The organism is Microbacterium sp. Z6_144 (assembly GCF_057197625.1).
The window spans coordinates 1,026,681-1,048,871 of sequence record NZ_JBXVPT010000001.1; the positions used below are offsets into that span (position 1 = coordinate 1,026,681).

Below are 22,191 nucleotides of genomic sequence, written 5' to 3' on the forward strand. Positions count from 1 at the left end.
CGCCCGAGGATAATGCCGGAGTGAATGCCGATGCCGTCGCCGCGGTGACGGGGCGCTACGACCGCTTCGCACGAGAGGAAGCGCCGGGACGTTCCGTGCTGTACGGCCAGTGGGCTGCCGGGGTGGCTGCCGACCCCGAGACCGCGGCCGTTCTCGCGCGCATCCCGGACACCCACCGCCAGCCGCCGCTGGTGTTCGCGGTGACGCGGATGCTGGGGGCACCGGAGAGCGGATACCCGGAGTGGGCCGCGTGGTTGCAGGGGCACGCCGACCGGGTGGTCGCCGAATGCGCGGCTCGGAGCCTGCAGACCAACGAACCGCTGCGGTGCGCCGCGCTCCTTCCGGCGCTGAGCCTCATCGAGGGGCCGATCGCGCTGCTGGAAGTGGGCGCGAGCGCGGGCCTGTGCCTGTATCCCGACCGCTACTCCTACCGTTACGCCACCGGGGAGGGGATGCTCGCGCTCGACCCCGCCGACGGCGCGAGCTCGGTCGTCCTCACCAGCCGCCTCACGGGGGAGCCTCCTCGGCTGCACCTGCCGCGCATCGTGTGGCGCGCCGGCATCGACCTGTCGCCGCTGGATGCGCGGAACCCGCGCGACCGTGCGTGGCTGACCGGCCTCGTCTGGCCCGGGGAGACGGGGCGGGCCGAGCGGGTCGAGGCCGCGCTGGACGTGGTCGCCGCCGACCCGCCCGCGCTGACCGCCGGCGACGCCGCGTCCGTCCTGGCCGAGGTCGCCGCCGCAGCCCCCCGCGACGCGACCCTGGTCGTCACGACCCCGGGTGTGCTGGCCCACATCCCGCGCGCCCGGCGGGGCGCGGTGATCGACGCGGCGCGCGCCGCCGGCCGGTGGATCACGATGGATGACCCAGGGCTGCACGAGGGCTGGAGCTCGGTCCCCGACCCGTGGCCGGGCGGCTTCGCCCTGGCGCTGGATGGCGCCATCCTCGCGGCGGTGGATCCCCTCGGCGGTTTCGTGGAGTGGCTCCCGGCACCTGCCCGCCCGCAGGCTTAACGTGGAGGCGTGCCTCTCTCCGACCGCGATCGAGCCCTCCTCGCCTTCGAGGCGGAGTGGCGCCGGCACGGGGGAGCGAAGGAAGAGGCGATCCGGGCCGAGTTCGCGATGCCGCCCGCGCGCTACTACCAATTGCTGGGCCGCCTGATCGACACGGCCGAGGCCCTCGAGCACGATCCGCTCCTCGTGCGTCGCCTTCGCCGGGTCCGGGATGAGCGCGCCTCCGTCCGGGCCCGGCGCACGGCCATCCTCAGCACTCGCGGTTAGCATCGGGGGGTGGCGCGAACGACGTACCCGCGAGACCGATTCGACGAGCTCGCCCCTGACACGGGCCGGGTCGGTGCCCATCGCGCCGAGAATCCGCGCCTGCGCGGCGGCATCATCTTCCTGTGGGCCGTCGTCGCAACGGTCATCCTCCTCGTGGCCGGGATCTTCGGCTCGCTGCTGATGAGCGGGCGGATCTCGTTCGCGCCCGAGCCGGTTCCCACGACGTCACCGCTTCCCGTCGTCGAGCCCGTGGTCGACACGACGGTGCCGGTGCTCGTTCTCAACGCCACGCCGCAGGACGGACTCGCATCCCAGATCCGCGACACCGTGGTCGCCGCGGGCTGGGCCGCCGAGATCGTGTCCGCCGGAGCCGCCGGGGTCGACGACTTCCCGGTGACGACGGTGTACTACCCGTTCGAGGAGGACGAGGCCGCGGCGCTGGGACTGGCCGAGGCCATCGGCGGCGCGGAGATCGCGTTGAGCGACCAATACCTCCCCCTGGACGACCCCGACACAGAGGCGAACGAGGCCGCCCGGCAGCTCACGGTGGTGCTGGGACTCGACCGCATCCCTGAACCCTCCGAGTAGGCCCCGAGCCCCGTGTTTCCGGGGAGTAAACAGTTGGATGCGGCCGTGTCAAAACTTGCCCGACCAGGGGCCGCGACGCTGCACGTGGTGGATACGATGACGGTCGTCCCACACCATCAGGAGAAGAGCATGGCCCAAGGCACCGTCAAATGGTTCAACGCGGAGAAGGGTTTCGGTTTCATCACTTCCGGTGACGGACAGGACGTCTTCGTCCACTACTCCAACATCGATATGACCGGCTTCCGGGTTCTGGAGGAGGGGCAGACGGTGGAGTTCACCGTCGGCGCCGGCCAGAAGGGCCCACAGGCCGAGTCGGTTCGCGTCGTCTGACGCGTCCGTCCCGGCGCCCCTTTCGAGGCGGCATCGCGCGATGACTCCACCCCGGCAACGGTGCCCGGAGTCGCCGCGGGATGCCGCCTCGCTCTCTTTCCTCGCGGCCACCGCCGCGGGCAGGACGGAGACGACCCGCGGGTGCGGCAGCTTGCACTCGCATGGGTCGAGTGCCAGAATGAGTTAGCACTCGTGTTTATTGAGTGCTAACAGACTGATAGCTCCGTCCTGGAGGGACGACACACATATGGCAAAGATCATCGCTTTCGACGAAGAGGCCCGCCGCGGTCTCGAGCGTGGCCTGAACATCCTCGCCGACGCCGTCAAGGTGACGCTCGGCCCGCGCGGTCGCAACGTCGTGCTCGAGAAGAAGTGGGGCGCCCCCACGATCACGAACGACGGTGTCTCGATCGCCAAGGAGATCGAGCTCGACGACCCCTACGAGAAGATCGGCGCCGAGCTGGTCAAGGAGGTCGCCAAGAAGACCGACGACGTCGCCGGTGACGGAACGACCACCGCTACCGTTCTCGCTCAGGCGCTCGTTCGCGAAGGACTGCGCAACGTCGCAGCCGGCGCCGACCCCATCTCGCTCAAGAAGGGCATCGAGAAGGCCGTCAAGGCCATCACCGACCAGCTCCTCGCCGGCGCCAAGGAGGTCGAGTCCAAGGAGCAGATCGCTGCCACGGCATCGATCTCTGCCGCTGACCCTGCGATCGGCGAGCTGATCGCCGAGGCCATCGACAAGGTGGGCAAGGAAGGCGTCGTCACCGTCGAGGAGTCGAACACCTTCGGCACCGAGCTCGAGCTCACCGAGGGTATGCGCTTCGACAAGGGTTACATCAACCCGTACTTCGTGACCGACCCGGAGCGCCAGGAAGCGGTCTTCGAAGACCCCTACATCCTGATCGCGAACCAGAAGATCTCGAACATCAAGGACCTGCTGCCGATCGTCGACAAGGTGATCCAGGAGGGCAAGGAGCTCCTCATCATTGCTGAGGACGTCGAGGGTGAAGCTCTCGCGACGCTCGTGCTCAACAAGATCCGCGGCATCTTCAAGTCGGTCGCCGTCAAGGCTCCCGGCTTCGGCGACCGCCGCAAGGCGCAGCTGCAGGACATCGCGATCCTCACCGGCGGCCAGGTCATCACCGAAGAGGTGGGCCTCAAGCTCGAGAACGCCACGGTCGACCTGCTCGGTCGTGCGCGCAGGGTCATCATCACCAAGGATGAGACGACCATCATCGAGGGTGCCGGTGACACCGCGCAGATCGAGGGTCGCGTGACCCAGATCCGTCGCGAGATCGAGAACACCGACAGCGATTACGACCGCGAGAAGCTCCAGGAGCGCCTCGCCAAGCTCGCCGGCGGCGTTGCCGTCATCAAGGCGGGGGCGGCCACCGAGGTCGAGCTCAAGGAGCGCAAGCACCGCATTGAGGACGCCGTTCGCAACGCGAAGGCGGCCGTCGAGGAGGGCATCGTCCCCGGCGGTGGCGTCGCGCTCATCCAGGCCGGCAAGATCGCGTTCGCCACCGAGGCCCTCACGAGCCTCGTGGGTGACGAGGCGACCGGGGCGAACATCGTCCGCGTCGCCATCGAGGCCCCGCTGAAGCAGATCGCCTTCAACGCCGGCATGGAGCCGGGTGTTGTCGCGAACAAGGTCGCCGAGCTCGAAGCCGGATGGGGCCTGAACGCGGCCACCGGCGAGTACGGTGACCTGTTCGCACAGGGCATCATCGACCCGGCGAAGGTCACCCGCTCGGCGCTGCAGAACGCGGCATCGATCGCGGGCCTGTTCCTCACCACCGAAGCGGTTGTCGCCGAGAAGCCCGAGAAGGCTTCGGCAGCTCCCGCCGACCCGACCGGCGGCATGGACTTCTAAGTCCTCCCCGCGTCCGACGCACAGAAGAGCCCCCTCCGCTGGAGGGGGCTCTTCTGCGTTCCGGGGGTCCCTGAGCCTGTCGAAGGGTCAGCGGAACAGGCTGGTGCTGGCTTGCTCGACCTCGGCGTACTGGCGTCCGGCGACGGTGAGCGCGCCGTCGATCTCCGCGAGGGCGGCGGCGACGTCGCGCTGCGTCGCCCGCCACCGTTCGACGACGCCGGAGAAGGCCGCCGAGGCCGCCCCCGTCCACGAGCCCTGCAACTGTGTCAGCTGCGACAGCAGGGAGGCGGATTCGGATTCCAGACGGTCGACGGTCGCGCGGATGGCGCTGGAGGCGGTGAAGACCGCGTCGCTGTCGACGGAGAAGACGGCCATGGGAGGGCTCCTTTCACGAGGTTCGTGCTCGTCACGCTAGGCCGGGGCGGCCGCGGGCGGCCGGGCAGGGAGCATCCCGGTGGACAACCGCCTGCGGTCCTCGCCTGGGGAGGAGGCGCCGACGGTCGGTGCTCAGCGCAGCCGGGGAAGCGGGCGGGTGTCGGCGCTCTCGTCGGTCACCGGCTGCGGCGCGAGGGGGAAGGCCACGCGGAACGTCGCCCCACCCCCGGGGGTGTCGCGCACCGAGACGGTGCCGTGCAGGGTCTCGACGATGGAGGCCACGATCGACAGGCCCAGGCCCGACCCCCCGGTCTCGCGGGCGCGTGAGGTGTCGGCGCGCCAGAACCGCTGGAAGATCTGCTCGCGGATCTGCTGGGGGATCCCCTCCCCGTGGTCGATGACCTCGATCCATCCGGTGTCGTCGGCCGACGATACCCCGACCCGCAGGCCGATGGGGGAGTCGTCTCCCGTGAAGCGGCGGGCGTTGCCGAGAAGGTTGGCCACCACCTGCCGGATCCGGTTCTCGTCCCCGAGGACGATGGGCTCTGGCGGGAGGAGGTCGGAAACCTCCTCCGTGGCGCCCGTGGACGGTTCGGGGCCTTCGCCGTCGGCGTGCCCCCGCGGTCGGCGGCGAAGGCGGGAGAACGTCGCACCCGCCAGTGCGATGGCCGACGTCGCCGACGTGGCCCGCCGGCGCGGCTCGTCGGACGGCTCGACGGGCGCGTCGGCCGTCAGGGAGGCGGCGTCGGGCAGGTTCTCGTACACCGTGGTGTCTTCGACGGTCACCTCGCGCTGCGGCGAGGCGGCGCGAAGGTCCAGCGCCGCGTCCCGGGCGACCGGGCGCAGGTCGACGGGCGCGATCGTCACATCCCGCCGCTCGTCGAGGCGGGCCAGGGCGAGCAGGTCCTCCACCAGCACGCCCATGCGGATCGCCTCCTTCTCGATCCGGTCCATCGACTGCGCGATCTCCTCGTCTCCGCGGATCGCGCCCATGCGGTACAGCTCGGCGTATCCGCGCACGGTCACCAGCGGTGTGCGGAGCTCATGGCTGGCGTCACCGATGAAGCGGCGCATCTGGCCGACGGTCGCGTCGCGCTGACGGATCGCCGCATCCACCCGGTCGAGCATGGTGTTGATGGCCATCTTCAGTCGCCCGACCTCGGTGCCGGGCACGACGTCCGACATGCGCTGTCCGAAATCGCCGCCGGCGATCGACATGGCGGTGGCCTCCACCTGCCCGAGGCCCCGGAAGGTGAGGGTGACCAGCCAGCGGGTCAGCAGCGCGCTGGCGATGAGGATGAGGAGGGCCAGGATGCTGTAGATGCCGATGTAGGTCGCCACCACCCGCTCGGTCGAGGCCAGCGGCACGACGACCATCTGCGTGAAGACCTCGGCCGTTCCCGGCGGCTGGAACACGTCCACGCTGGCGCGGAACGTCGCGCCGGTGTCTTCGTCGCGGTACTCCAGCGACTGACCCATCTTCAGGTACGTCTCCTGCAGGGTGAAGGTCTGCGGGAGGTCGGGGAGCACGCGGGCGGCCGTGCCGTCGTAGAGCGCCTCGAGCGCGCCGTCCACCCCACGGTAGAGCACCACGATGCTGCCGGTGGCGGCCACGTCGTCGCGGGGGGTGAACGCGATCGTCCCCCCGTTCTCGTAGGGGTCGAACACGGTGTTGGCGATGTCACTGGCCGCGAGGAGGCGCAGCTGCTCGTCGAGGTTCGTGATCAGGGTGTAGCGCAGGAACGCCATCGTGCCGAAGCCGGCGGCGACGAGCCCGATGGCGAGGAGCCCCACGGTCACGCCAGTGACCTTGGCGCGCAGGCTGAGCCCGCGCCACCATCCGGTTACGGCGTCGTTCGTGTGGGACAGGGGGTGTCTTCCGTCGTGCCGCTCAGGCGGTCTTGCCGGCTTTGAGCATGTACCCGAACCCGCGCTTGGTCTGGATCAGCGGCTCGGAGGAGTGCGGGTCGATCTTCCGGCGCAGGTAGGAGATGTAGCTCTCCACGATGCCCGCGTCGCCGTTGAAGTCGTACTCCCACACGTGATCGAGAATCTGCGCCTTGGACAGCACGCGGTTGGGGTTCAGCATGAGGTAGCGCAGCAGCTTGAACTCGGTGGGGCTGAGGTCGATGGACACGTCGCCGACGGTGACGTCGTGGGTGTCCTGGTCCATCGACAGCTCGCCCGCACGGATCACCGACTCCTCGTCGGCCTGCATGGTGCGGCGCAGGATCGCCTGGATGCGCGCGACGATTTCGTCGAGGCTGAAGGGCTTCGTGACGTAGTCGTCGCCGCCCGCGTTGAGGCCGGTGATCTTGTCCTCGGTCTCGTCCTTGGCGGTGAGAAAGAGGATGGGCGCGGTGTAGCCGGCGCCCCGAAGGCGCTTGGTGACGCTGAATCCGTTCATGTCCGGGAGCATGACGTCCAGCACGATGAGGTCGGGCTCCTCCTCCAGCACGGCGGAGATGGTAGCGGCGCCGTTCGAGACGGCGCGCACCTGGAATCCGGCGAATCGGAGGCTCGTGATGAGCAGATCGCGGATGTTCGGCTCGTCGTCCACAACGAGAATGCGTGGTGCGGTCATTCCCTCATTATCGTGACCAAACCCATGGGCGGGCTGGATATCGGGGGATTCGGCGTATCAGGCCGCGGGGGCGAGCAGTTCGTCGGCGTCGAGGATCGTGTACGCGTAGCCCTGCTCGGCGAGGAAACGCTGACGATTCTGCGCGAAATCCTGGTCGACCGTGTCGCGGGAGATGAGCGTGTAGAAGCTCGCCGTGAGGCCCGATTCCTTCGGTCGCAGGAGCCGCCCGAGCCGCTGCGCCTCCTCCTGGCGGGAGCCGAACGACCCGGAGACCTGGATGGCGACGGATGCTTCGGGCAGGTCGACCGAGAAGTTGGCCACCTTCGACACGACGAGAAGCGAGATCGAGCCTTCGCGGAAGGCCTGGAACAGCTCCTGGCGCTCGGACACCGGCGTCGCGCCGGTGATCTGCGGGGCATCCAGCGCCTCGGCCAGGATGTCGATCTGGTCGAGGTACTGCCCGATGACGAGGATGCGCTCTCCGGCGTGACGGTGCACGAGCCCGCGCACGACGTCGATCTTGGCCGGCGCGGTGGCGGCCAGACGATAGCGGTCCTCGTCCGCCGCGGCGGCGTACTCGAGCCGGTCGCCGGCGGGAAGGTCGACGCGCACCTCGTAGCAGGCGGCCGGGGAGATGAAGCCCTGAGCTTCGATCTCCTTCCACGGCGCGTCGAAGCGCTTGGGTCCGATGAGGCTGAACACGTCGCCCTCACGGCCGTCCTCGCGCACCAGCGTCGCCGTGAGACCCAGGCGGCGGCGGGCCTGCAGGTCGGCGGTCAGCTTGAACACCGGCGCCGGCAGCAGGTGGACCTCGTCGTAGACGATCAGGCCCCAATCCAGCGCGTCCAGGAGGGCGAGGTGCGCGTACTGGCCCGCCCGCTTGGCGGTGAGGATCTGGTACGTGGCGATCGTGATCGGCTTGATCTCCTTGACCTGACCGGAGTACTCGCCGATCTCCTCCGCCGTCAGCGACGTGCGACGGAGCAGCTCGTCGCGCCACTGCCGCGCGCTGACGGTGTTGGTCACCAGGATGAGGGTCGTGGTCTTGGTGTCGGCCATCGCCGCAGCTCCCACGAGCGTCTTCCCGGCGCCGCAGGGCAGCACCACGACACCCGATCCGCCGTCGGAGAACGCGTCGACGGCCTCCCGCTGGTACGGGCGCAGGTGCCAGCTCGTCTCATCCAGGTCGATGACGTGGGGCGTGCCGGGGGTGTAGCCGGCGAGGTCTTCGGCCGGCCAGCCGATCTTCAGCAGCTCCTGCTTGATGTGACCGCGCGCCCACGCGTCCACGAGGTACGCGTCGGGGGAGGGGTGACCGATCAGCAGCGGCTGGATCCGCTTGTTGCGGGCCACTTCGGTCAGCACCGCCGGGTCGGTCGAGCGCAGCACGAGGGCGCCCTCGTCATCGCGCTCGATCACGAGCCGGCCGTAGCGGCCCACGGTCTCGCGGATGTCGATGGACACCGATGCCGGCACGGGGAAGCGCGACCAGCGCTCCAGCGTTGCCAGCATGTCCTCGGCGCCGTGCCCGGCCGCCCGCGCATTCCACAGCCCCAGACGCGTGATCCGGTAGGTGTGGATGTGCTCGGGGGCGCGCTCCAGCTCCGCGAAAATGGCAAGCTCGTGCCGCGCGCTCTCCGCGTCGGGATGTGCGACTTCGAGCAGTACCGTGCGGTCGCTCTGCACGATCAGGGGGCCGTCAACCATAACGTTCGATTCTACCGTCGCGGCAGAGGTGAACGGCCCTCACGGCACGGGATGCACGCTCGCGATGCTGGACAACGGCACGGTGCGTTCGACGTCGGCCCCGCGGTCGCGGCCGCGCAGACGCCCGCCGCCCAGCCCCGTCGCCTCCAGGCGGAAGGTGCGGGTGGACCCGTCCGGCAGGCGCACCACCACGTCCACGACCGAGCGTGCCCGTACGGCGGTGTCCAGTTCACGCTCGAGCCACGCCGCGTCGGCGTCTTCTGACTCGCTGCCCGCGCGCACCCGGGCCACGAGTTCGGCGTACTGCTCGGTGGGGGAGGGCGCCGCGCGGTCCGGCGCCAAGCGCGCACGATCCAGCTGTCGCGGCATCCCCGCCTCGTCCACCGCCACCACCGGATAGCGTGCGTCGGCGAGGGCCCAGAAGACCGTGTCGTCGCCCACCCGCGAGACGAGGGCGCTGCCGTCGTGGATGAGCCCGAGAGAGCGCAGCGCCTGGTCGACGGCCACCGTCTCCAGCGCGGCGGGGTCGTCGCTGGTCACGCGGGTGCGTCCGGTGGCCGCATCCCGTCCGACCCGCAGGAGGCCGTAGCGGTCGGCGGTGCGGCTGAGGACGTACTCGAGCGGCTGCGGCACTCCCGTGAGCGACAGGTCGGAAAGGAACGCGCGGAGCGACTCGGCGGTCTCACCGGCCGTGATGGCTGCGGCGATGGTGTCGGCGCTGAACCGGTAGGTCGCGGCCTGTGCGCGCGACTCCCGCACCGCCATGCTCCGCAGGCGCACGTCCAGGTGGGGCATGAGCGGACCCGGGGCGATGGCGGTGAGGTCGTTCTGCAGGTACACGCGATCGACCTCGGGGGGCAGGAACGCGGCCAGGGCCGCCGCATCCGCCTCGCCGCCGGCGGCCAGCGTCACCGCCCAGGGTGGTTCTCCACCGGCCGGTGTCAGGAGTCCCCACGCCACCGCCCGGGCGCGCCACAGGCCTGCCCGGGTCGGCCACGCGGTGTCGAAGGGGTAGGCGTCGGTCCACGTCGCGGCAGCGACCCACCCGCCGGTGCGCGTGCGCAACCCCGCGGGGAAGGCGTCGCGAAGCCGTTCGGCAACGCTCGTCCAGCGCTCGATGGTGGGGCTGGCGACCCATTCGCGCCCGGCCGCGGTGACCAGCCACGCCCGCTCCTCGGGGTGGAGGAGTCCGGTGGCTGCCCCGAGTCCGACGAGCAGATCCGCGGTGTCGCCATCGGGCACCGCGCCGGATTCGACGAGCGCGCGGCGGTCGCCGGCGCCCAGTGCCCCGTTGCCGATGCGGGTGAGCGGCTCGGTCAGGGCGCGCAGCAGCAGGTCGGCGAGGGATGCCGCCGAGGTGAAGGCGCGTTCGGCGGCGGCGGCGTCGTCGGCGGGGGACGTGGACCGGTCGAACGAGCCCGCGCGTTCGACGGGAGGCTCCCGGTCGCGCACGGCCGTGGTCACCGCCGCGAAGGGGCGGCCGTCGGCATCCACGAGGCCCACGGCCACGAGAGCGGCGCGGTCATCGTCCGGCACCGCCTCGCCTGCCGTGACGGAGAGCGTGAGGGCGAGGGCCGGGCCGTACGGCAGCGCGATCAGGGCCCGGGCGACCGAGGTCGGCTCCAGCAGGGCCGCGGCCACGTCGAACAGGTCGCGCCATCCGGCCGACGGGGGAGCGCCACGGCCGGCGAGCAGCCCCGAGAGCTCGGCGTCATCCAGTGCAGCCAGGGCAGTGGCCAGCGCGCGTTGATCGGAGGTCGGCGGCACGATCAGCGGTCCCGGTTGGCGCGGGCCCTTCGCACGAAGCTCATCACGAGCACCGTGATCAGCAACACGAAGGCGAGCACCGGCGCGATGTAGACGGTCACACCGACCGTCGGCCACATTCCTGTGCCGAAATCCGCTCTGGCGGTGGACCCGATCATGATCGCGATGAAGCAGGCGATCGACAGGAGCAGCAGGCCGAGCGACATGAATGCCAGGATGCGGTCAATGCGACGGACCGGCAGATCCTCGCTCGGCATACGGCTGCTCATCCCCCTCAGCCTAGCGGTTCGCGCCCGTGCCGTAGTCTGGAAGATGGCGACCCTCCGGTCGCGATCCATCCGTCCGCACACGCGGACCCCCGTTTCAGTGAGGTTCCGATGCCCACCGGCAAGGTCAGGTTCTACGACGAAGAGAAGGGGTTCGGCTTCATCACCAGCGATGACGGCCAGGACGTCTTCCTGCACGCGACTGCCCTGCCCGCCGGCGCTCCCGCCCCGAAGGCCGGTGCGCGGCTGGAGTTCGGTGTCGCCGAGGGCAAGCGCGGTCTGCAGGCGCTCTCGGTGCGCGTGCTGGAGGCGCCGCCGAGCCTGTCCAAGCGCACGCGCAAACCCGCCGACGACATGGCCGTGATCGTCGAGGATCTCGTCAAGCTCCTCGACGACATCGGCACCGACCTCCGCCGCGGCCGGTACCCCAGCGGTTCGCACGGCAAGAAGGTCGCCGCCGTTCTCCGCAAGGTCGCCGATGACCTCGACGCCTGAGCCGGTCGACGAGCGTCTGCTCGCCGCATCCGACCTCGCCCGTGCGGCGCTGCTCGAAGTGACCCCCGAGTCCTCCATCGGGGAGCCGGTCGGCTACCTCGATGAGGGCGACGGCGTGGTGTCGCTGAGGTTCGCCAATCGCCTCGCCGGATACCCGGGCTGGTTCTGGACGGTCAGCCTCGCTCGCGTGGACGACGCCGACCCGACCGTGCTCGAGGTCGAGCTGCTTCCCGGCGACCAGGCCCTGCTCGCTCCGGAGTGGGTGCCGTGGGCCGTGCGGCTGGCGGAGTACCAGGCTGCCCAGAACGTGGCCGATTCGGCCGACGCCACGGGAGGAGACGTCGACGACGAGGATGACGCCGAGGACGACCTCGACGACGACGAGATCGACGACGTGCTGGGCGACGACCTGGATGACGACGAGCTCGATGACGACGGCTCGCCGATCCTGCACGCCGGCGACGTCGACGGGGTCGACATCGACGAGCTCGACCCCTCCGCTCCCGACGACGACGAGGACTCCGACGAGGACGACGAGGACGACGAGGACTCGGACGAGGACGAGGACTCGGACGACGACTCCGACGACGAGGACTCGGACGACGACTCCGACGACGACGAGGACGTCGACGACGACGAGGACTCGGACGACGACTCCGACGACGACGAGGACTCGGACGACGAGTCCGACGAGGACGACTCCGACGACGACGACGACTCCGACGAGGACGACGGCTCCCGCCGCGACGACTGAGCCGCCCGCTCCCTTCGTTCTCCCCGTCGACTCGCCAACAAACGCGCGTTTTTGCCGGAGAATCCGGCGTTTTTTGGCGACTCGACGGCGCTTAGAGCCGCTCGATGATGTAGTCGATGGAGCGGATGAGCTGGCGCACGTCGTCCGGCTCGATCGAGACGAACGTCGCGATGCGCAGCTGGTTGCGGCCGAGCTTGCGGTACGGCTCCGTGTCGACGATCCCGTTGGCGCGGAGGCTCGCAGCCACCGCGGCGGCGTCGATGCGCTCGTCGAAGTCCACCGTCACCACGACCGGCGAGCGGTCGGCCGGATCGGCGACGAACGGGGTGGTCACGGCGGAGGCCTCCGCCCATTCGTACAGGGCGGTGGATGACTCCGACGTGCGCGCGTGCGCCCACGTCAGCCCGCCGTTGTCGAGGATCCACGACAGCTGGTCATCGAGCAGCAGCAGCGTGGTCAGCGCCGGGGTGTTCAGCGTCTGCTGCAGGCGGGAGTTGTCCAGCGCGTTCTTCAGGCTGAGGAACTCGGGGATGTACCGGTCGGATGCGGCGATCCGCTCGATGCGCTCGATCGCGGCGGGGGAGACCACGGCGAACCACAGGCCGCCGTCCGATCCGAGGTTCTTCTGCGGCGCGAAGTAATAGACATCGGCCTGTGCGATGTCCAGGTCGATGCCGCCGGCCGCGCTCGTCCCGTCGATCACGGTGAGGGCGCCGGTGTCGCCCTGGACGCGCGTCACCGGGGTCGCGACCCCCGTGGAGGTTTCGTTGTGCGGCCACGCGTACACGTCGACGCCCTCGACGGGCTCGGCGACGGTCGCCGTGCCGGGCTCGACCTTGCGCACATCGGGAGCTTCCAGCCACGGCGTCTTCGCGGCGGCGGCGAACTTGCCGCCGAACTCGCCGAAGACGAGGTTCTGCGCGCGCCGCTGGATGAGGCCGAACGCTGCTGCGTCCCAGAATGCGGTCGACCCGCCGTTTCCGACGATCACCTCGTAGCCGTCGGGAAGGCGGAACAGCTCACCCAGGCGTCCGCGGACGCTTCCGACGAGGTTCTTCACGGCCGCCTGCCGGTGCGACGTTCCGAGCAGCGTGGCGCCGCGGGTGACGAGCGCCTCGAGCTGCGCTCCGCGGATCTTGGACGGACCGCATCCGAAGCGTCCGTCGGCGGGCAACAGGTCGCGAGGCAGATCAACGTGCGGCATGGCTCGATTCTACGGTGGCCGCGCCCCCGCCTCCGGCGCCCGGATCCCGGGCGCTCCCCGTTGGATAGGCTGGAAGTCCACCCGCTGAGCGCCGAGGAACCCCGCCCTATGACCGATCTCATCGACACCACGGAGATGTACCTGCGCACGATCCTCGAGCTCGAGGAGGAGAACATCGTTCCCCTGCGCGCACGCATCTCCGAGCGCCTCGGGCACTCCGGCCCGACGGTGTCGCAGACCGTCGGGCGCATGGAGCGCGACGGTCTGGTCGTGGTGTCGGAGGACCGCCGCCTCGAGCTCACCGATGCCGGACGCCAGAAGGCGGTCGACGTGATGCGCAAGCATCGCCTCGCCGAGCGGTTGCTCAGTGACGTGATCGGCCTGGACTGGGCCTACGTGCACGAAGAGGCCTGCCGCTGGGAGCACGTCATGAGCGAGCAGGTCGAGCGTCGCCTCGTCGAACTCCTCGGCCACCCCACCGAGTCGCCCTACGGCAACCCCATCCCCGGCCTCGACCAGCTGGGAGACCACCCGGCGAACACGTTCGAGCAGGGCGTGGTGGGCCTCGTGCGCCGGCTCAACGAGGCCGGAGAGCCCATCGTCGGAACCGTGCGCCGTCTCGCCGAGCCCGCGCAGGTGGATCCCGAACTGTTGCAGCAGCTCAAAGCGGCCGGCGTCGTCCCGGGTGCGCGGGGAGATTATCGGTTCAGCGAGGGCTACGTCCTCGTGCAGATGGATGGCATCGACGAGGGCCTCGAACTGCCGGTCGAAGTCGCCTCGCACATCTTCCTCGTCGACGAGAAGCGCTGAGCCTCCCCAGCCGCCTTCGGACATCGATTGTCCACAGGGTTTGTCGTCAGCGTGACTTATTCGTTACCTTCCGGTAGCGTTCATCCCGTCCACAGGTGAGAAGCCCACCGTCGGACCCCGCGCAGATTGCCTCTCTGGCTCGTCGTCTGCGGTGGGTTTACGCGCGCGATCGTGCCCTGACATCGAGTGCCGACGAGCCAGCGCTATGTGCGCGGAGGCGACGGAGGAACTATTGGCTGAAGAAATCGATTCGATCGGCTCTGCACCCGAGCAGAACCCGACCGACATGACGCGCCGAGGTCGAGTGCGCGCATCCGCTCGTGCGAAGGTGCGGCCCCCCGCCCGCGCACCGCGGCCCGCGCGCTCGACGACGCCCCGCCCGATCCGTTCGGGCACGGCGACACCGCTCCGCAGCGCCGTGATCCTGACGATGGTCGCCGGCCTGATCGCCACAGTGGCGCTGCCGGCCTACGCGGCGTGGCAGCCCGAGGAGGAAGCGCGCACGCTGCAGCAGATCTCCGCTGACGACGCGCAGTCTCTCGTGGTCGCCTCGGACGCATCCGCGGAGCAGCTGCAGCGAAGCAGCTACGCCGCGACCACCGCGGAGGAGATCGAGAAGAAGAAGGCGGCCGAGGCTGCCGCAGAGCGCGCCCGCGCCGCCGCCGCCGCCGCGGTCGCTTCGTCCTCCTCCTCGTCGTCCTCGACGCGGCTGTCCTCGGTCGACCTCACGATGACCGCTCCGGGATCCGGGGAGGTCCGCTGGCCGCTGTCGGGGTTCAAGAAGGGCCGCGGCCTCGGCGACTCCGGCTACCACCAGGGCGTCGACCTGCTCGCCTCGTGCGGCACGCCGCTGTTCGCCGCCGCCGCGGGCGTCGTGCGCGTCTCGCAGGAGAGCTACGGCGGCTACGGCGTCGGCGTCACGATCGACCACGTCATCAACGGCCAGCGCGTGAACACGCTGTACGGTCACATGACCTACGGCAGCCGCGTCGTCCAGGCGGGTCAGACCGTCTCGGCCGGGCAGCTCATCGGCGTCGTCGGATCCACCGGCAGCTCGACGGCATGCCACCTGCACTTCGAAGTGCACGTCAACGGCCCGGTCGTCGACCCGTGGGCGTGGCTCGAGATGAACGCCAGCTGACACATCCGCCGAAGGCGGCGTGCGAGGAATCCGTTCCTCGACACGCCGCCTTTCGTTTTCCCCGGCGGCGATCCCCGGGCGTGTCGCGTGGGTTAGCCTGTCAGCGACGCTGAGAGAAAGCGGAGGTCGCCGATGGGCAGCACACCTCGCATCCGCACCACGGATGCGCTTGGCCTGCTCGTCCTTCGGCATCGTGGAATCGGATGCTGCGGCCCTGCCGCGACGTTCTGGCGCTGTCTGTGAAGACAGCGCCTTTTTCATAACCTGCGCTCCTTGATCCGTCGCACGTCGAATATCCGAGAATCCGTCCCGGCCATTCGAGAGGAAGCGGAATGCGCACACTGGTGCTCAATGCGGGCTATGAGCCGCTCGCCATCGTGTCGTTCAAGCGGGCCATCGTGCTCGTGATGGACGAGAAGGCCACCGTCATCGAGCGTGTGGAGGGCGACCCCGTGTGGGGGAACTCGGGGTGTTACGACCGCCCCGCGGTGATCCTCCTCACCCGCTACGTGCGGGTGCCGGGCGGGCGCCGCGTGCCGGTCACCCGAAGAGGCGTACTGCGCCGCGACGGGCACCGCTGCGCCTACTGCGGCAAGACCGCATCCACGATCGATCATGTCCTGCCCCGCTCCCGCGGAGGCGCGGACTCGTGGGAGAACCTCGTCGCATGCTGCCTGCGGTGCAACAACCTCAAGGGCGACCGCACGCCGCAGGAGATGTCGTGGGAGCTGCGGTTGATCCCGGGAGCGCCGCACGGGACGCAGTGGACGGTGCGCGGCACCGACCGGGCTGACCCGCGCTGGGAACCGTACCTGGCTCTGGCCGCCTGACCCGCTCCTCGCCCCGACGCGAATGTCGGAAGGCGTTCGTATCTTCGAACCACAGGGATTGAGACCCTAGAACGAATGTTCTAGCCTGTGGGAGTGAGGGCGATCGTGCGAACCGAGGCGGAAGCGCTGAGTGACGTGCGTGAGCTGCGCGCACAGCTCGAACGGATGCAGGGCCGCCGTCTCGACGCGCCGGCGATGCCGACCCATCCGGCGTTCGCGGGACTCCTTCCCGGCGGCGGACTGCGCCCGGGCTCCGCTTACGCCCTCGCCTCCTCGACCGCGCTGCTGCTCGCGCTGATGGCGCGGCCGTCGCAGGACGGCGCGTGGTGCGCAGCCGTGGGCATGCCCGAGCTGGGCGTCGAAGCGGCTGAGCGCTACGGGCTCGATCTCGACCGGCTGGTCTTCGTGCCCGACCCCGGCCCGCGGTGGCTCGCGATCACCGCGACGATCGCCGAGGTGATGCCCGTGGTCGCCGTGCGCCCGCCCGCCCGGGTGACCGACGCCGACGTGTCGCGTTTGGCCGCCCGGCTGCGCGATCGTGGCACCGTCCTGCTCGTGCAGGGCTCATGGCCGCAGGCCGAAGCCGTGATCGACGTCGCCGACCCGCGCTGGGAAGGCCTGGGCGACGGGCACGGATACCTCGCCGGGCGCGAACTGACCGTGTCGGTGACCAGTCGCCGCTCCCCGTCCGCGCGGCGCGCCCGGATGCTCCTTCCCGCTGCCGACGGCACCGTGTCGCTGCTCGGCGGCGCCGCCGCCCAGCGCCCCCGCCTGGAGGCGGTGCCGGAGCTGTCCGAGGTGAGGGCGGTGGGCTGAGTGCTCGCACCCGTACGCAGCCTCGTGCTGTGGTTTCCCGATTGGCCGGTGACCGCGCTCGCCCTGGACGCTGCCGCATCCGACCCCGAGGCGCTGAGCTCCGACGCAGCGGTCGCGGTGTTCGCGAACAACGTCGTCGTGGCGTGCTCGGAGGCCGCGCGCGCCGCGGGGGTGCGACGCGGCCAGCGACGGCGCGATGCGCAGGCGCTCAGCCCCGGGCTGATCGTCGTGCCCGCCGACCCTGCCCGCGATGCCCGTGCTTTCGCCCCGGTCGTCTCGCGGATCGAAGAGCTCGCGCCCGGCGTGCAGATCGTCCGCCCCGGGCTGTGCGCGCTGCGGGCGCGCGGACCCGCCCGGTACTACGGCGGAGAGGACGAGGCGGCCCGCACGATTCTGGCCGCCCTCGTCGCCGACGCGCTGACGTCGGTGCGCGCGGGCGTCGCCGACGGGCCGTTCACGGCCCAGCTCGCCGCCCGCGCCACCCGCCCGGACGACCCCGTGCGGATCGTTCCCCCCGGCGAGGCCGCGCCGTTCCTCGCGCCGCTGTCGGTGGCCGTGCTGCAGTCGGACGCAACCGGGTCCCCCGCATCCCGGGAGGCGGGGCTGCCGGAACTCCTGGCCCGGCTGGGGGTGCACACCCTCGGTGCCTTCGCGGCGATGGAGGCCGAGCGCGTGCGGGAGCGGTTCGGGGAGCAGGGGGTCCGGTTGCACGCGCTCGCCTCCGGGCGGGATTCCCGCCCCGTCGAGCCGCGCACGCCACCGCCCGAACTGCATCGGGAGGTGACGTTCGAGCCGCCTCTGGAACTGGCCGAGCAGATCGCCTTCGGGATGCGGATCGCCGCGGACGAGTTCGTCACGGCGCTGGGCGAGCGGCGCCTGGTCTGCACGGAGCTGCGGGTCGAGCTCACCGGCGACCGCGGTGAACGCAGCGAGCGGGTGTGGCTGCATCCGGGGTCATTCGATGCGCCCGCCGTGGTCGACCGGGTGCGGTGGCAGCTCGCCGAAGACGCGCAGAGCGTCCTCGGCAGCGGCGTGGCGCGCGTGCGCATCTCGCCGGAGGCGGTGGATGCCGCATCCCACCACGTCATCGGACTGTTCGGGGCGGGCCCCGAGGAACGCGTGCATCACGCCCTCTCGCGCGTGCAGGCGATGCTCGGCCACCGCGGCGTGCTCACTCCGGCCGTCGGCGGTGGACGCTGGCTCACCGAACGCCAGGTGCTTGTGCCGTGGGGCGATCGTGCGGTGATGGCGAAGGAACGCGCGCGCCCGTGGCCGGGGAGCCTCCCCGACCCGTTGCCGACCACCGTCTACCCGCAGCCGCGGCCGGTGGAGGTCACCGATGTCGCGGGAGCGACGGTGACCGTGGGGGAGCGTGAGGTCATGAGCGCCCCGCCGGCCTTTTTCGCCGCCGGGGGGCGGCGCAGTCGCATCCGGTCGTGGGCCGGGCCGTGGCCGATCCGCGAGCGGGGATGGGATGCGGCACGCAGCCGCCGCGCGCACCGGTTCCAGGTGATCGACACCGACGGGGTGGCCTGGCTGCTCGTGGAGGAAGCGGGCGTCTGGACCGCCGAGGGCCGCTATGACTGACCCCCGCTCCCCGTCGACCCCCCGGTCCCTGAGCTTGTCGAAGGGCCGCCCCCAGCGCCTGTCGAACCTCCGGTCCCTGAGCTTGTCGAAGGGCCGGTGATGGGCTTCCACAACCCGCCGGTGCCGTGGTCGGAGATCGAACGCACCCTCAGCGACCGGCGCCGTCCGCGCCCCGTTCCCGCCGGAGCGGACGGCGGCGACAGCCCGGCGTGGTCGCACAAGCGCGGGCCCTACGTGCCCCCGGCCATCGAGCGTCCTGCCGACACCGTGCCGTACGCCGAACTGCACGCCCACTCGTCGTATTCGTTCCTGGACGGAGCATCCTCGCCCGAAGAACTCGCCGAGGAGGCCGAGCGGCTGGGGCTGCACGCCCTCGCGGTCACCGACCACGACGGCTTCTATGGCCTCGTCCGCTTCGCCGAGGCCGCCGAGACGCTGCAGCTGGGCACCGTCTTCGGCGCCGAGCTGTCGCTGAACCTGCCCGGCCCGCAGAACGGCGAGGCCGATCCGGTCGGCTCGCATCTGCTCGTGCTGGCCCGCGGGGAGGAGGGGTACCACCGGCTCGCCGCGGCGATCACGGCCGCGCAGTTGCGCGGGGCGGAGAAGGGCCGGCCGGTGTACGACCTCGACGACCTCGCCGAACGGGCCGGCGGCCCTCGCGATCCGCACTGGGCGGTGCTCACGGGGTGCCGCAAGGGCACCGTCCGCCGCGCGCTCGCCGACGGCGGCCCGGATGCGGCGGCCGCCGCCCTCGACCGGCTCGTCGGGCTCTTCGGTCCCGACGCCGTGCACGTCGAGCTGATCGACCACGGCAATCCGCTCGATTCGCGGGACAACGACCTCCTCGCCGCGCTCGCCGCCGAGCGGAAACTGCCGGTGCTCGCCACGAACAACGTGCACTACGCGGCCCCCGAGCGGGAACTCCTGGCAGCGGCCGTCGCCGCGGTGCGGGCGAACCGGGGACTGGACGAACTCGACGGATGGCTGCCGGCCCACGCCGGCGCTCATCTGCGCTCGGGCGCGGAGATGGCCCGCCGGTTCGCGCGGTATCCCGGCGCGGTGGCGCGCACCGTGACCCTCGCCGACGAGCTCGCCTTTCCGCTCCGCCGGGCCAAGCCCGCGCTGCCGAAGCAGACCGTGCCCGACGGGCACACGCCGATGTCGTGGCTGCGGCACCTCGTGTGGGAGGCGGTGCCGCGCAAGTACCCCGACCTGAAGCCGAAGGATCGCGACCGCATCGAGCGCGAGCTCGGGGTGATCGAGATGAAGGACTTCCCCGGCTACTTCCTCATCGTCTACGGCATCGTGCAGGAGGCCCGTCGCCGCGGCATCCTGTGCCAGGGTCGCGGGTCGGCGGCCAACAGCGCCGTGTGCTTCCTGCTCGACATCACCGCGGTCGATTCGATCGCGTACGACCTCCCGTTCGAGCGGTTCCTCTCGAGCCTCCGCGACGAAGAGCCCGACATCGACGTCGACTTCGACTCCGCTCGCCGCGAGGAGATCATCCAGTGGGTGTACCGCGAGTACGGCCGTGACCGCGCCGCACAGGTGGCCAACGTCATCCAGTACCGGCCGAAGAACGCCGTCCGCGACATGGCCAAGGCGCTCGGGCACTCGCCGGGGCAGCAGGACGCGTGGTCGAAGCAGGTCGAGCGGTGGGGGGCGGCGCTCGACACCGGCGCCGACCACGACATCCCCGATCAGGTGCTGACGTACGCCACCGAGCTGCTCAAGGCGCCGCGGCATCTGGGGATCCACTCCGGCGGCATGGTGCTCACCGACCGCCCCGTGGGGGAGGTGGTGCCCATCGAGCACGCGCGCATGGAGAACCGCACGGTCATCCAGTGGGACAAGGACGATGCCGCCTGGATGGGGCTGGTGAAATTCGACCTGCTGGGCCTGGGGATGCTGGCGGCGCTGCAGTACTGCTTCGATCTCATCCACGACGCGACGGGGGAGAAGTGGGAGCTCGCGACGATCCCGAAGGAGGAGAAGGCCGTCTACGACATGCTGTGCCGCGCCGATTCGATCGGGGTGTTCCAGGTCGAATCGCGCGCGCAGATGGGATTGCTCCCGCGCCTGCAGCCGCGCCGGTTCTACGACCTCGTCGTGCAGATCGCGCTCGTCCGCCCCGGTCCGATCCAGGGCGGGGCGGTGCATCCGTTCGTCCGGCGCAAGCTCGGCCAGGAGGAGGTGACCTACGCCCACGAGAAGCTCCGCCCGGTGCTCGAGCGGACGATGGGCGTGCCGGTGTTCCAGGAGCAGCTCATGCAGATGGCCGTCGCGGTGGGGGATTGCACGGCCGAGGATGCTGATCTCCTCCGCCGCGCGATGGGGTCCAAGCGCGGCGTGGAGCGGATCGAGAAGCTCCGCGAGAAGCTGTACGCCGGAATGGCCCGCAACGGACTCACCGGCGAGGTCGCCGACGGGATCTACGCGAAGATCCAGGCGTTCGCGAACTTCGGGTTCGCCGAATCCCACTCCCTCTCGTTCGCTCTGCTGGTCTATGCGAGCTCGTGGATCAAGCTGCACTATCCGGCCGCGTTCCTCGCCGGGCTGCTGCGCGCGCAGCCGATGGGGTTCTACTCGCCGGCGACGCTGAGCGCCGACGCGCGCCGGCACGGTGTCGAGGTGCGCCGCCCCGACCTGCGGCGCTCCGGCGTCCAGGCCACCCTCGAGCCCCGCGCGGATTCCGAGGAGATCTCGGGAATCGAGGATGCTGCGCACGGATCCGCTCCTCGATCCGCGCGATCTCCTCGGTTTTCCCCGGACGGGCGGGTGGCCCAGGGGCCGGTCGCTGAGCCTGTCGAGCCGGGCGCGGATTCCGAGGAGATCTCGGGAATCGAGGATGCTGCGGACGGGTCCGCTCCTCGATCCGCGCGATCTCCTCGGTTTTCGCCGGACGGGCGGCGGGCGGCCCAGGGGCCGGTCGCTGAGCCTGTCGAAGCGTCCGGACCGTCCGGACCGACCGGGCGGGATGCGTGCGCCCAGCGCGTGCAGCCGCCGGTGGGGAAGTTCGACCCGAAGGCTCCCGACGAGTCGGAGGCGCACCGGCGGGACGGGCGGTTCGCCGTGCGGCTGGGACTGGCCGGAGTCACCGGGATCGGCGCGAAGGTGGCCGAGCGCATCGTCGCCGAGCGGGAGGCGTCCGGCGACTATCGCGATCTGCGCGATCTCGTCCGCCGCACCGGGCTCACCGCCGCCCAGCTGGAGGCGCTGGCCACCGCGGGGGCGTTCGAGAGTCTGGGCGTCAGTCGCCGCGAGGCCATCTGGGTCTCCGGCTCGGCCGCGCAGGATCGTGCCGAGTACCTGCCCGATTCGATGGTGTCGGTGCAGCCGCCGCTTTTCCCCGACCCGACGAGCTACGAGGTGCTCGCCGCCGACCTGTGGGCGACCGGGATCTCGCCCGACGACCACCCGCTCACGCACTACCGTTCCCACCTCGACGCGCGAGGGGTGCTCACCTCGCGTGAGCTCCGCACGCACGAGAGCGGCCGCCGTGTCGAGGTCGCGGGGCTGGTGACCCACCGTCAGCGTCCGGCCACCGCATCCGGCATCACCTTCCTCAACCTCGAGGACGAGCACGGGCTGGTCAACGTGATCTGCTCGGTCGGGTTGTGGAACCGGCACCGTCGCGTCGTGCGGGAGTCGCCGGCACTGATCGTGCGCGGCATCCTGGAGCGCTCGGTCGAAGGGGTCACCAACCTCGTGGCCGACCGGTTCGAAGATCTGCGCGTGGGGGTGACGCATATCTCGCGCGACTTCCGGTGACAGGCGCGGC

20 protein-coding genes are annotated in these 22,191 nt (G+C 70.7%); 13 read left to right on the top strand and 7 right to left on the bottom strand.

What is annotated here, in order from left to right:
* The first annotated feature begins 20 nt into the window (after positions 1-20).
* The 5 genes from AC2DGY_RS05030 to groL all read left to right on the top strand — a co-directional run bounded on the left by AC2DGY_RS05030 (position 21) and on the right by groL (position 4,074).
* Complete coding sequence (locus tag AC2DGY_RS05030; protein WP_484508606.1) at positions 21-1,013, top strand: DUF2332 family protein; 993 nt, start codon at positions 21-23, stop codon at positions 1,011-1,013.
* A gap of 9 nt (positions 1,014-1,022) precedes the next feature.
* Positions 1,023-1,280 carry a DUF3263 domain-containing protein gene (locus AC2DGY_RS05035; protein WP_484508607.1) on the top strand — a complete coding sequence of 86 codons (258 nt, stop codon included), beginning with the start codon at positions 1,023-1,025 and terminating at the stop codon, positions 1,278-1,280.
* Between the two features lie 9 nt (positions 1,281-1,289).
* A complete protein-coding gene (locus AC2DGY_RS05040) occupies positions 1,290-1,868 on the top strand; it encodes a LytR C-terminal domain-containing protein (RefSeq protein WP_484508608.1) in 579 nt (192 codons plus the stop codon).
* Positions 1,869-1,997: 129 nt separating this feature from the next.
* Positions 1,998-2,198 (top strand): cold-shock protein, encoded by a 201-nt coding sequence (locus AC2DGY_RS05045; protein ID WP_442925313.1) that lies wholly within the window; start codon positions 1,998-2,000, stop codon positions 2,196-2,198.
* Between the two features lie 247 nt (positions 2,199-2,445).
* A complete protein-coding gene (groL, locus tag AC2DGY_RS05050) occupies positions 2,446-4,074 on the top strand; it encodes a chaperonin GroEL (protein WP_484508609.1) in 1,629 nt (542 codons plus the stop codon).
* A gap of 87 nt (positions 4,075-4,161) precedes the next feature.
* Here the strand turns inward: groL and AC2DGY_RS05055 are convergent, their stop codons facing one another.
* From AC2DGY_RS05055 to AC2DGY_RS05080, 6 genes are all read right to left on the bottom strand, one after another.
* Positions 4,162-4,449: a WXG100 family type VII secretion target gene (locus AC2DGY_RS05055; protein WP_484508610.1), complete on the bottom strand. Its 288-nt coding sequence runs from the start codon at positions 4,447-4,449 to the stop codon at positions 4,162-4,164.
* Positions 4,450-4,581: 132 nt separating this feature from the next.
* On the bottom strand, positions 4,582-6,249 hold the full coding sequence (locus tag AC2DGY_RS05060) for a sensor histidine kinase (RefSeq protein WP_484508611.1): 1,668 nt from the start codon (positions 6,247-6,249) through the stop codon (positions 4,582-4,584).
* A 91-nt stretch (positions 6,250-6,340) separates the two neighbouring features.
* Positions 6,341-7,033, bottom strand: coding sequence for a response regulator transcription factor (locus AC2DGY_RS05065; RefSeq protein WP_484508612.1), 693 nt, complete (start codon positions 7,031-7,033; stop codon positions 6,341-6,343).
* Between the two features lie 57 nt (positions 7,034-7,090).
* The gene (locus tag AC2DGY_RS05070; RefSeq protein WP_484508613.1) at positions 7,091-8,740 is read right to left on the bottom strand and encodes a DNA repair helicase XPB; all 1,650 of its coding nucleotides are present in this window, start codon (positions 8,738-8,740) and stop codon (positions 7,091-7,093) included.
* Between the two features lie 39 nt (positions 8,741-8,779).
* Positions 8,780-10,507: a helicase-associated domain-containing protein gene (locus tag AC2DGY_RS05075; RefSeq protein ID WP_484508614.1), complete on the bottom strand. Its 1,728-nt coding sequence runs from the start codon at positions 10,505-10,507 to the stop codon at positions 8,780-8,782.
* Between the two features lie 2 nt (positions 10,508-10,509).
* Positions 10,510-10,776 (bottom strand): multidrug ABC transporter ATPase, encoded by a 267-nt coding sequence (locus AC2DGY_RS05080; protein WP_484508615.1) that lies wholly within the window; start codon positions 10,774-10,776, stop codon positions 10,510-10,512.
* 108 nt (positions 10,777-10,884) lie between these two features.
* On the opposite strand from AC2DGY_RS05080, the gene AC2DGY_RS05085 reads away from it, so the two are divergent.
* Entirely contained in the window at positions 10,885-11,268 is a 384-nt protein-coding gene (locus tag AC2DGY_RS05085) for a cold-shock protein (RefSeq protein WP_484508616.1), read from the top strand.
* The gene (locus AC2DGY_RS05090) at positions 11,252-12,022 is read left to right on the top strand and encodes a DUF3027 domain-containing protein (protein WP_484508617.1); all 771 of its coding nucleotides are present in this window, start codon (positions 11,252-11,254) and stop codon (positions 12,020-12,022) included. Before AC2DGY_RS05085 ends, AC2DGY_RS05090 begins: the two co-directional genes overlap by 17 nt.
* A gap of 91 nt (positions 12,023-12,113) precedes the next feature.
* Here the strand turns inward: AC2DGY_RS05090 and serC are convergent, their stop codons facing one another.
* Entirely contained in the window at positions 12,114-13,226 is a 1,113-nt protein-coding gene (gene serC, locus AC2DGY_RS05095) for a phosphoserine transaminase (protein ID WP_484508618.1), read from the bottom strand.
* Between the two features lie 108 nt (positions 13,227-13,334).
* Here serC and AC2DGY_RS05100 point away from each other — a divergent pair, with 108 nt between their 5' ends.
* From AC2DGY_RS05100 to AC2DGY_RS05125, 6 genes are all read left to right on the top strand, one after another.
* Positions 13,335-14,036: an iron-dependent transcriptional repressor DtxR gene (locus AC2DGY_RS05100; protein ID WP_484508619.1), complete on the top strand. Its 702-nt coding sequence runs from the start codon at positions 13,335-13,337 to the stop codon at positions 14,034-14,036.
* 232 nt (positions 14,037-14,268) lie between these two features.
* Entirely contained in the window at positions 14,269-15,177 is a 909-nt protein-coding gene (locus tag AC2DGY_RS05105) for a M23 family metallopeptidase (RefSeq protein ID WP_484508620.1), read from the top strand.
* A 332-nt stretch (positions 15,178-15,509) separates the two neighbouring features.
* A complete protein-coding gene (locus tag AC2DGY_RS05110) occupies positions 15,510-16,007 on the top strand; it encodes an HNH endonuclease (protein ID WP_484508621.1) in 498 nt (165 codons plus the stop codon).
* Between the two features lie 93 nt (positions 16,008-16,100).
* On the top strand, positions 16,101-16,823 hold the full coding sequence (locus AC2DGY_RS05115) for a hypothetical protein (RefSeq protein ID WP_484508622.1): 723 nt from the start codon (positions 16,101-16,103) through the stop codon (positions 16,821-16,823).
* Positions 16,824-18,410 carry a DNA polymerase Y family protein gene (locus AC2DGY_RS05120; RefSeq protein WP_484508623.1) on the top strand — a complete coding sequence of 529 codons (1,587 nt, stop codon included), beginning with the start codon at positions 16,824-16,826 and terminating at the stop codon, positions 18,408-18,410.
* Positions 18,411-18,509: 99 nt separating this feature from the next.
* Positions 18,510-22,181, top strand: coding sequence for an error-prone DNA polymerase (locus tag AC2DGY_RS05125; protein ID WP_484508624.1), 3,672 nt, complete (start codon positions 18,510-18,512; stop codon positions 22,179-22,181).
* The last annotated feature ends 10 nt before the right edge of the window (positions 22,182-22,191 follow it).

Bases quoted from the DNA above. Each gene is read 5' to 3' on its own strand.
- AC2DGY_RS05045 (WP_442925313.1), top strand. From the start codon at position 1,998: ATGGCCCAAGGCACCGTCAAATGGTTCAACGCGGAGAAGGGTTTCGGT.
- groL (WP_484508609.1), top strand. From the start codon at position 2,446: ATGGCAAAGATCATCGCTTTCGACGAAGAGGCCCGCCGCGGTCTCGAG.
- AC2DGY_RS05055 (WP_484508610.1), bottom strand. From the start codon at position 4,449: ATGGCCGTCTTCTCCGTCGACAGCGACGCGGTCTTCACCGCCTCCAGC.
- AC2DGY_RS05065 (WP_484508612.1), bottom strand. From the start codon at position 7,033: ATGACCGCACCACGCATTCTCGTTGTGGACGACGAGCCGAACATCCGC.
- AC2DGY_RS05070 (WP_484508613.1), bottom strand. From the start codon at position 8,740: ATGGTTGACGGCCCCCTGATCGTGCAGAGCGACCGCACGGTACTGCTC.
- AC2DGY_RS05080 (WP_484508615.1), bottom strand. From the start codon at position 10,776: ATGAGCAGCCGTATGCCGAGCGAGGATCTGCCGGTCCGTCGCATTGAC.
- AC2DGY_RS05085 (WP_484508616.1), top strand. From the start codon at position 10,885: ATGCCCACCGGCAAGGTCAGGTTCTACGACGAAGAGAAGGGGTTCGGC.
- AC2DGY_RS05090 (WP_484508617.1), top strand. From the start codon at position 11,252: ATGACCTCGACGCCTGAGCCGGTCGACGAGCGTCTGCTCGCCGCATCC.
- serC (WP_484508618.1), bottom strand. From the start codon at position 13,226: ATGCCGCACGTTGATCTGCCTCGCGACCTGTTGCCCGCCGACGGACGC.
- AC2DGY_RS05100 (WP_484508619.1), top strand. From the start codon at position 13,335: ATGACCGATCTCATCGACACCACGGAGATGTACCTGCGCACGATCCTC.
- AC2DGY_RS05110 (WP_484508621.1), top strand. From the start codon at position 15,510: ATGCGCACACTGGTGCTCAATGCGGGCTATGAGCCGCTCGCCATCGTG.
- AC2DGY_RS05125 (WP_484508624.1), top strand. From the start codon at position 18,510: ATGGGCTTCCACAACCCGCCGGTGCCGTGGTCGGAGATCGAACGCACC.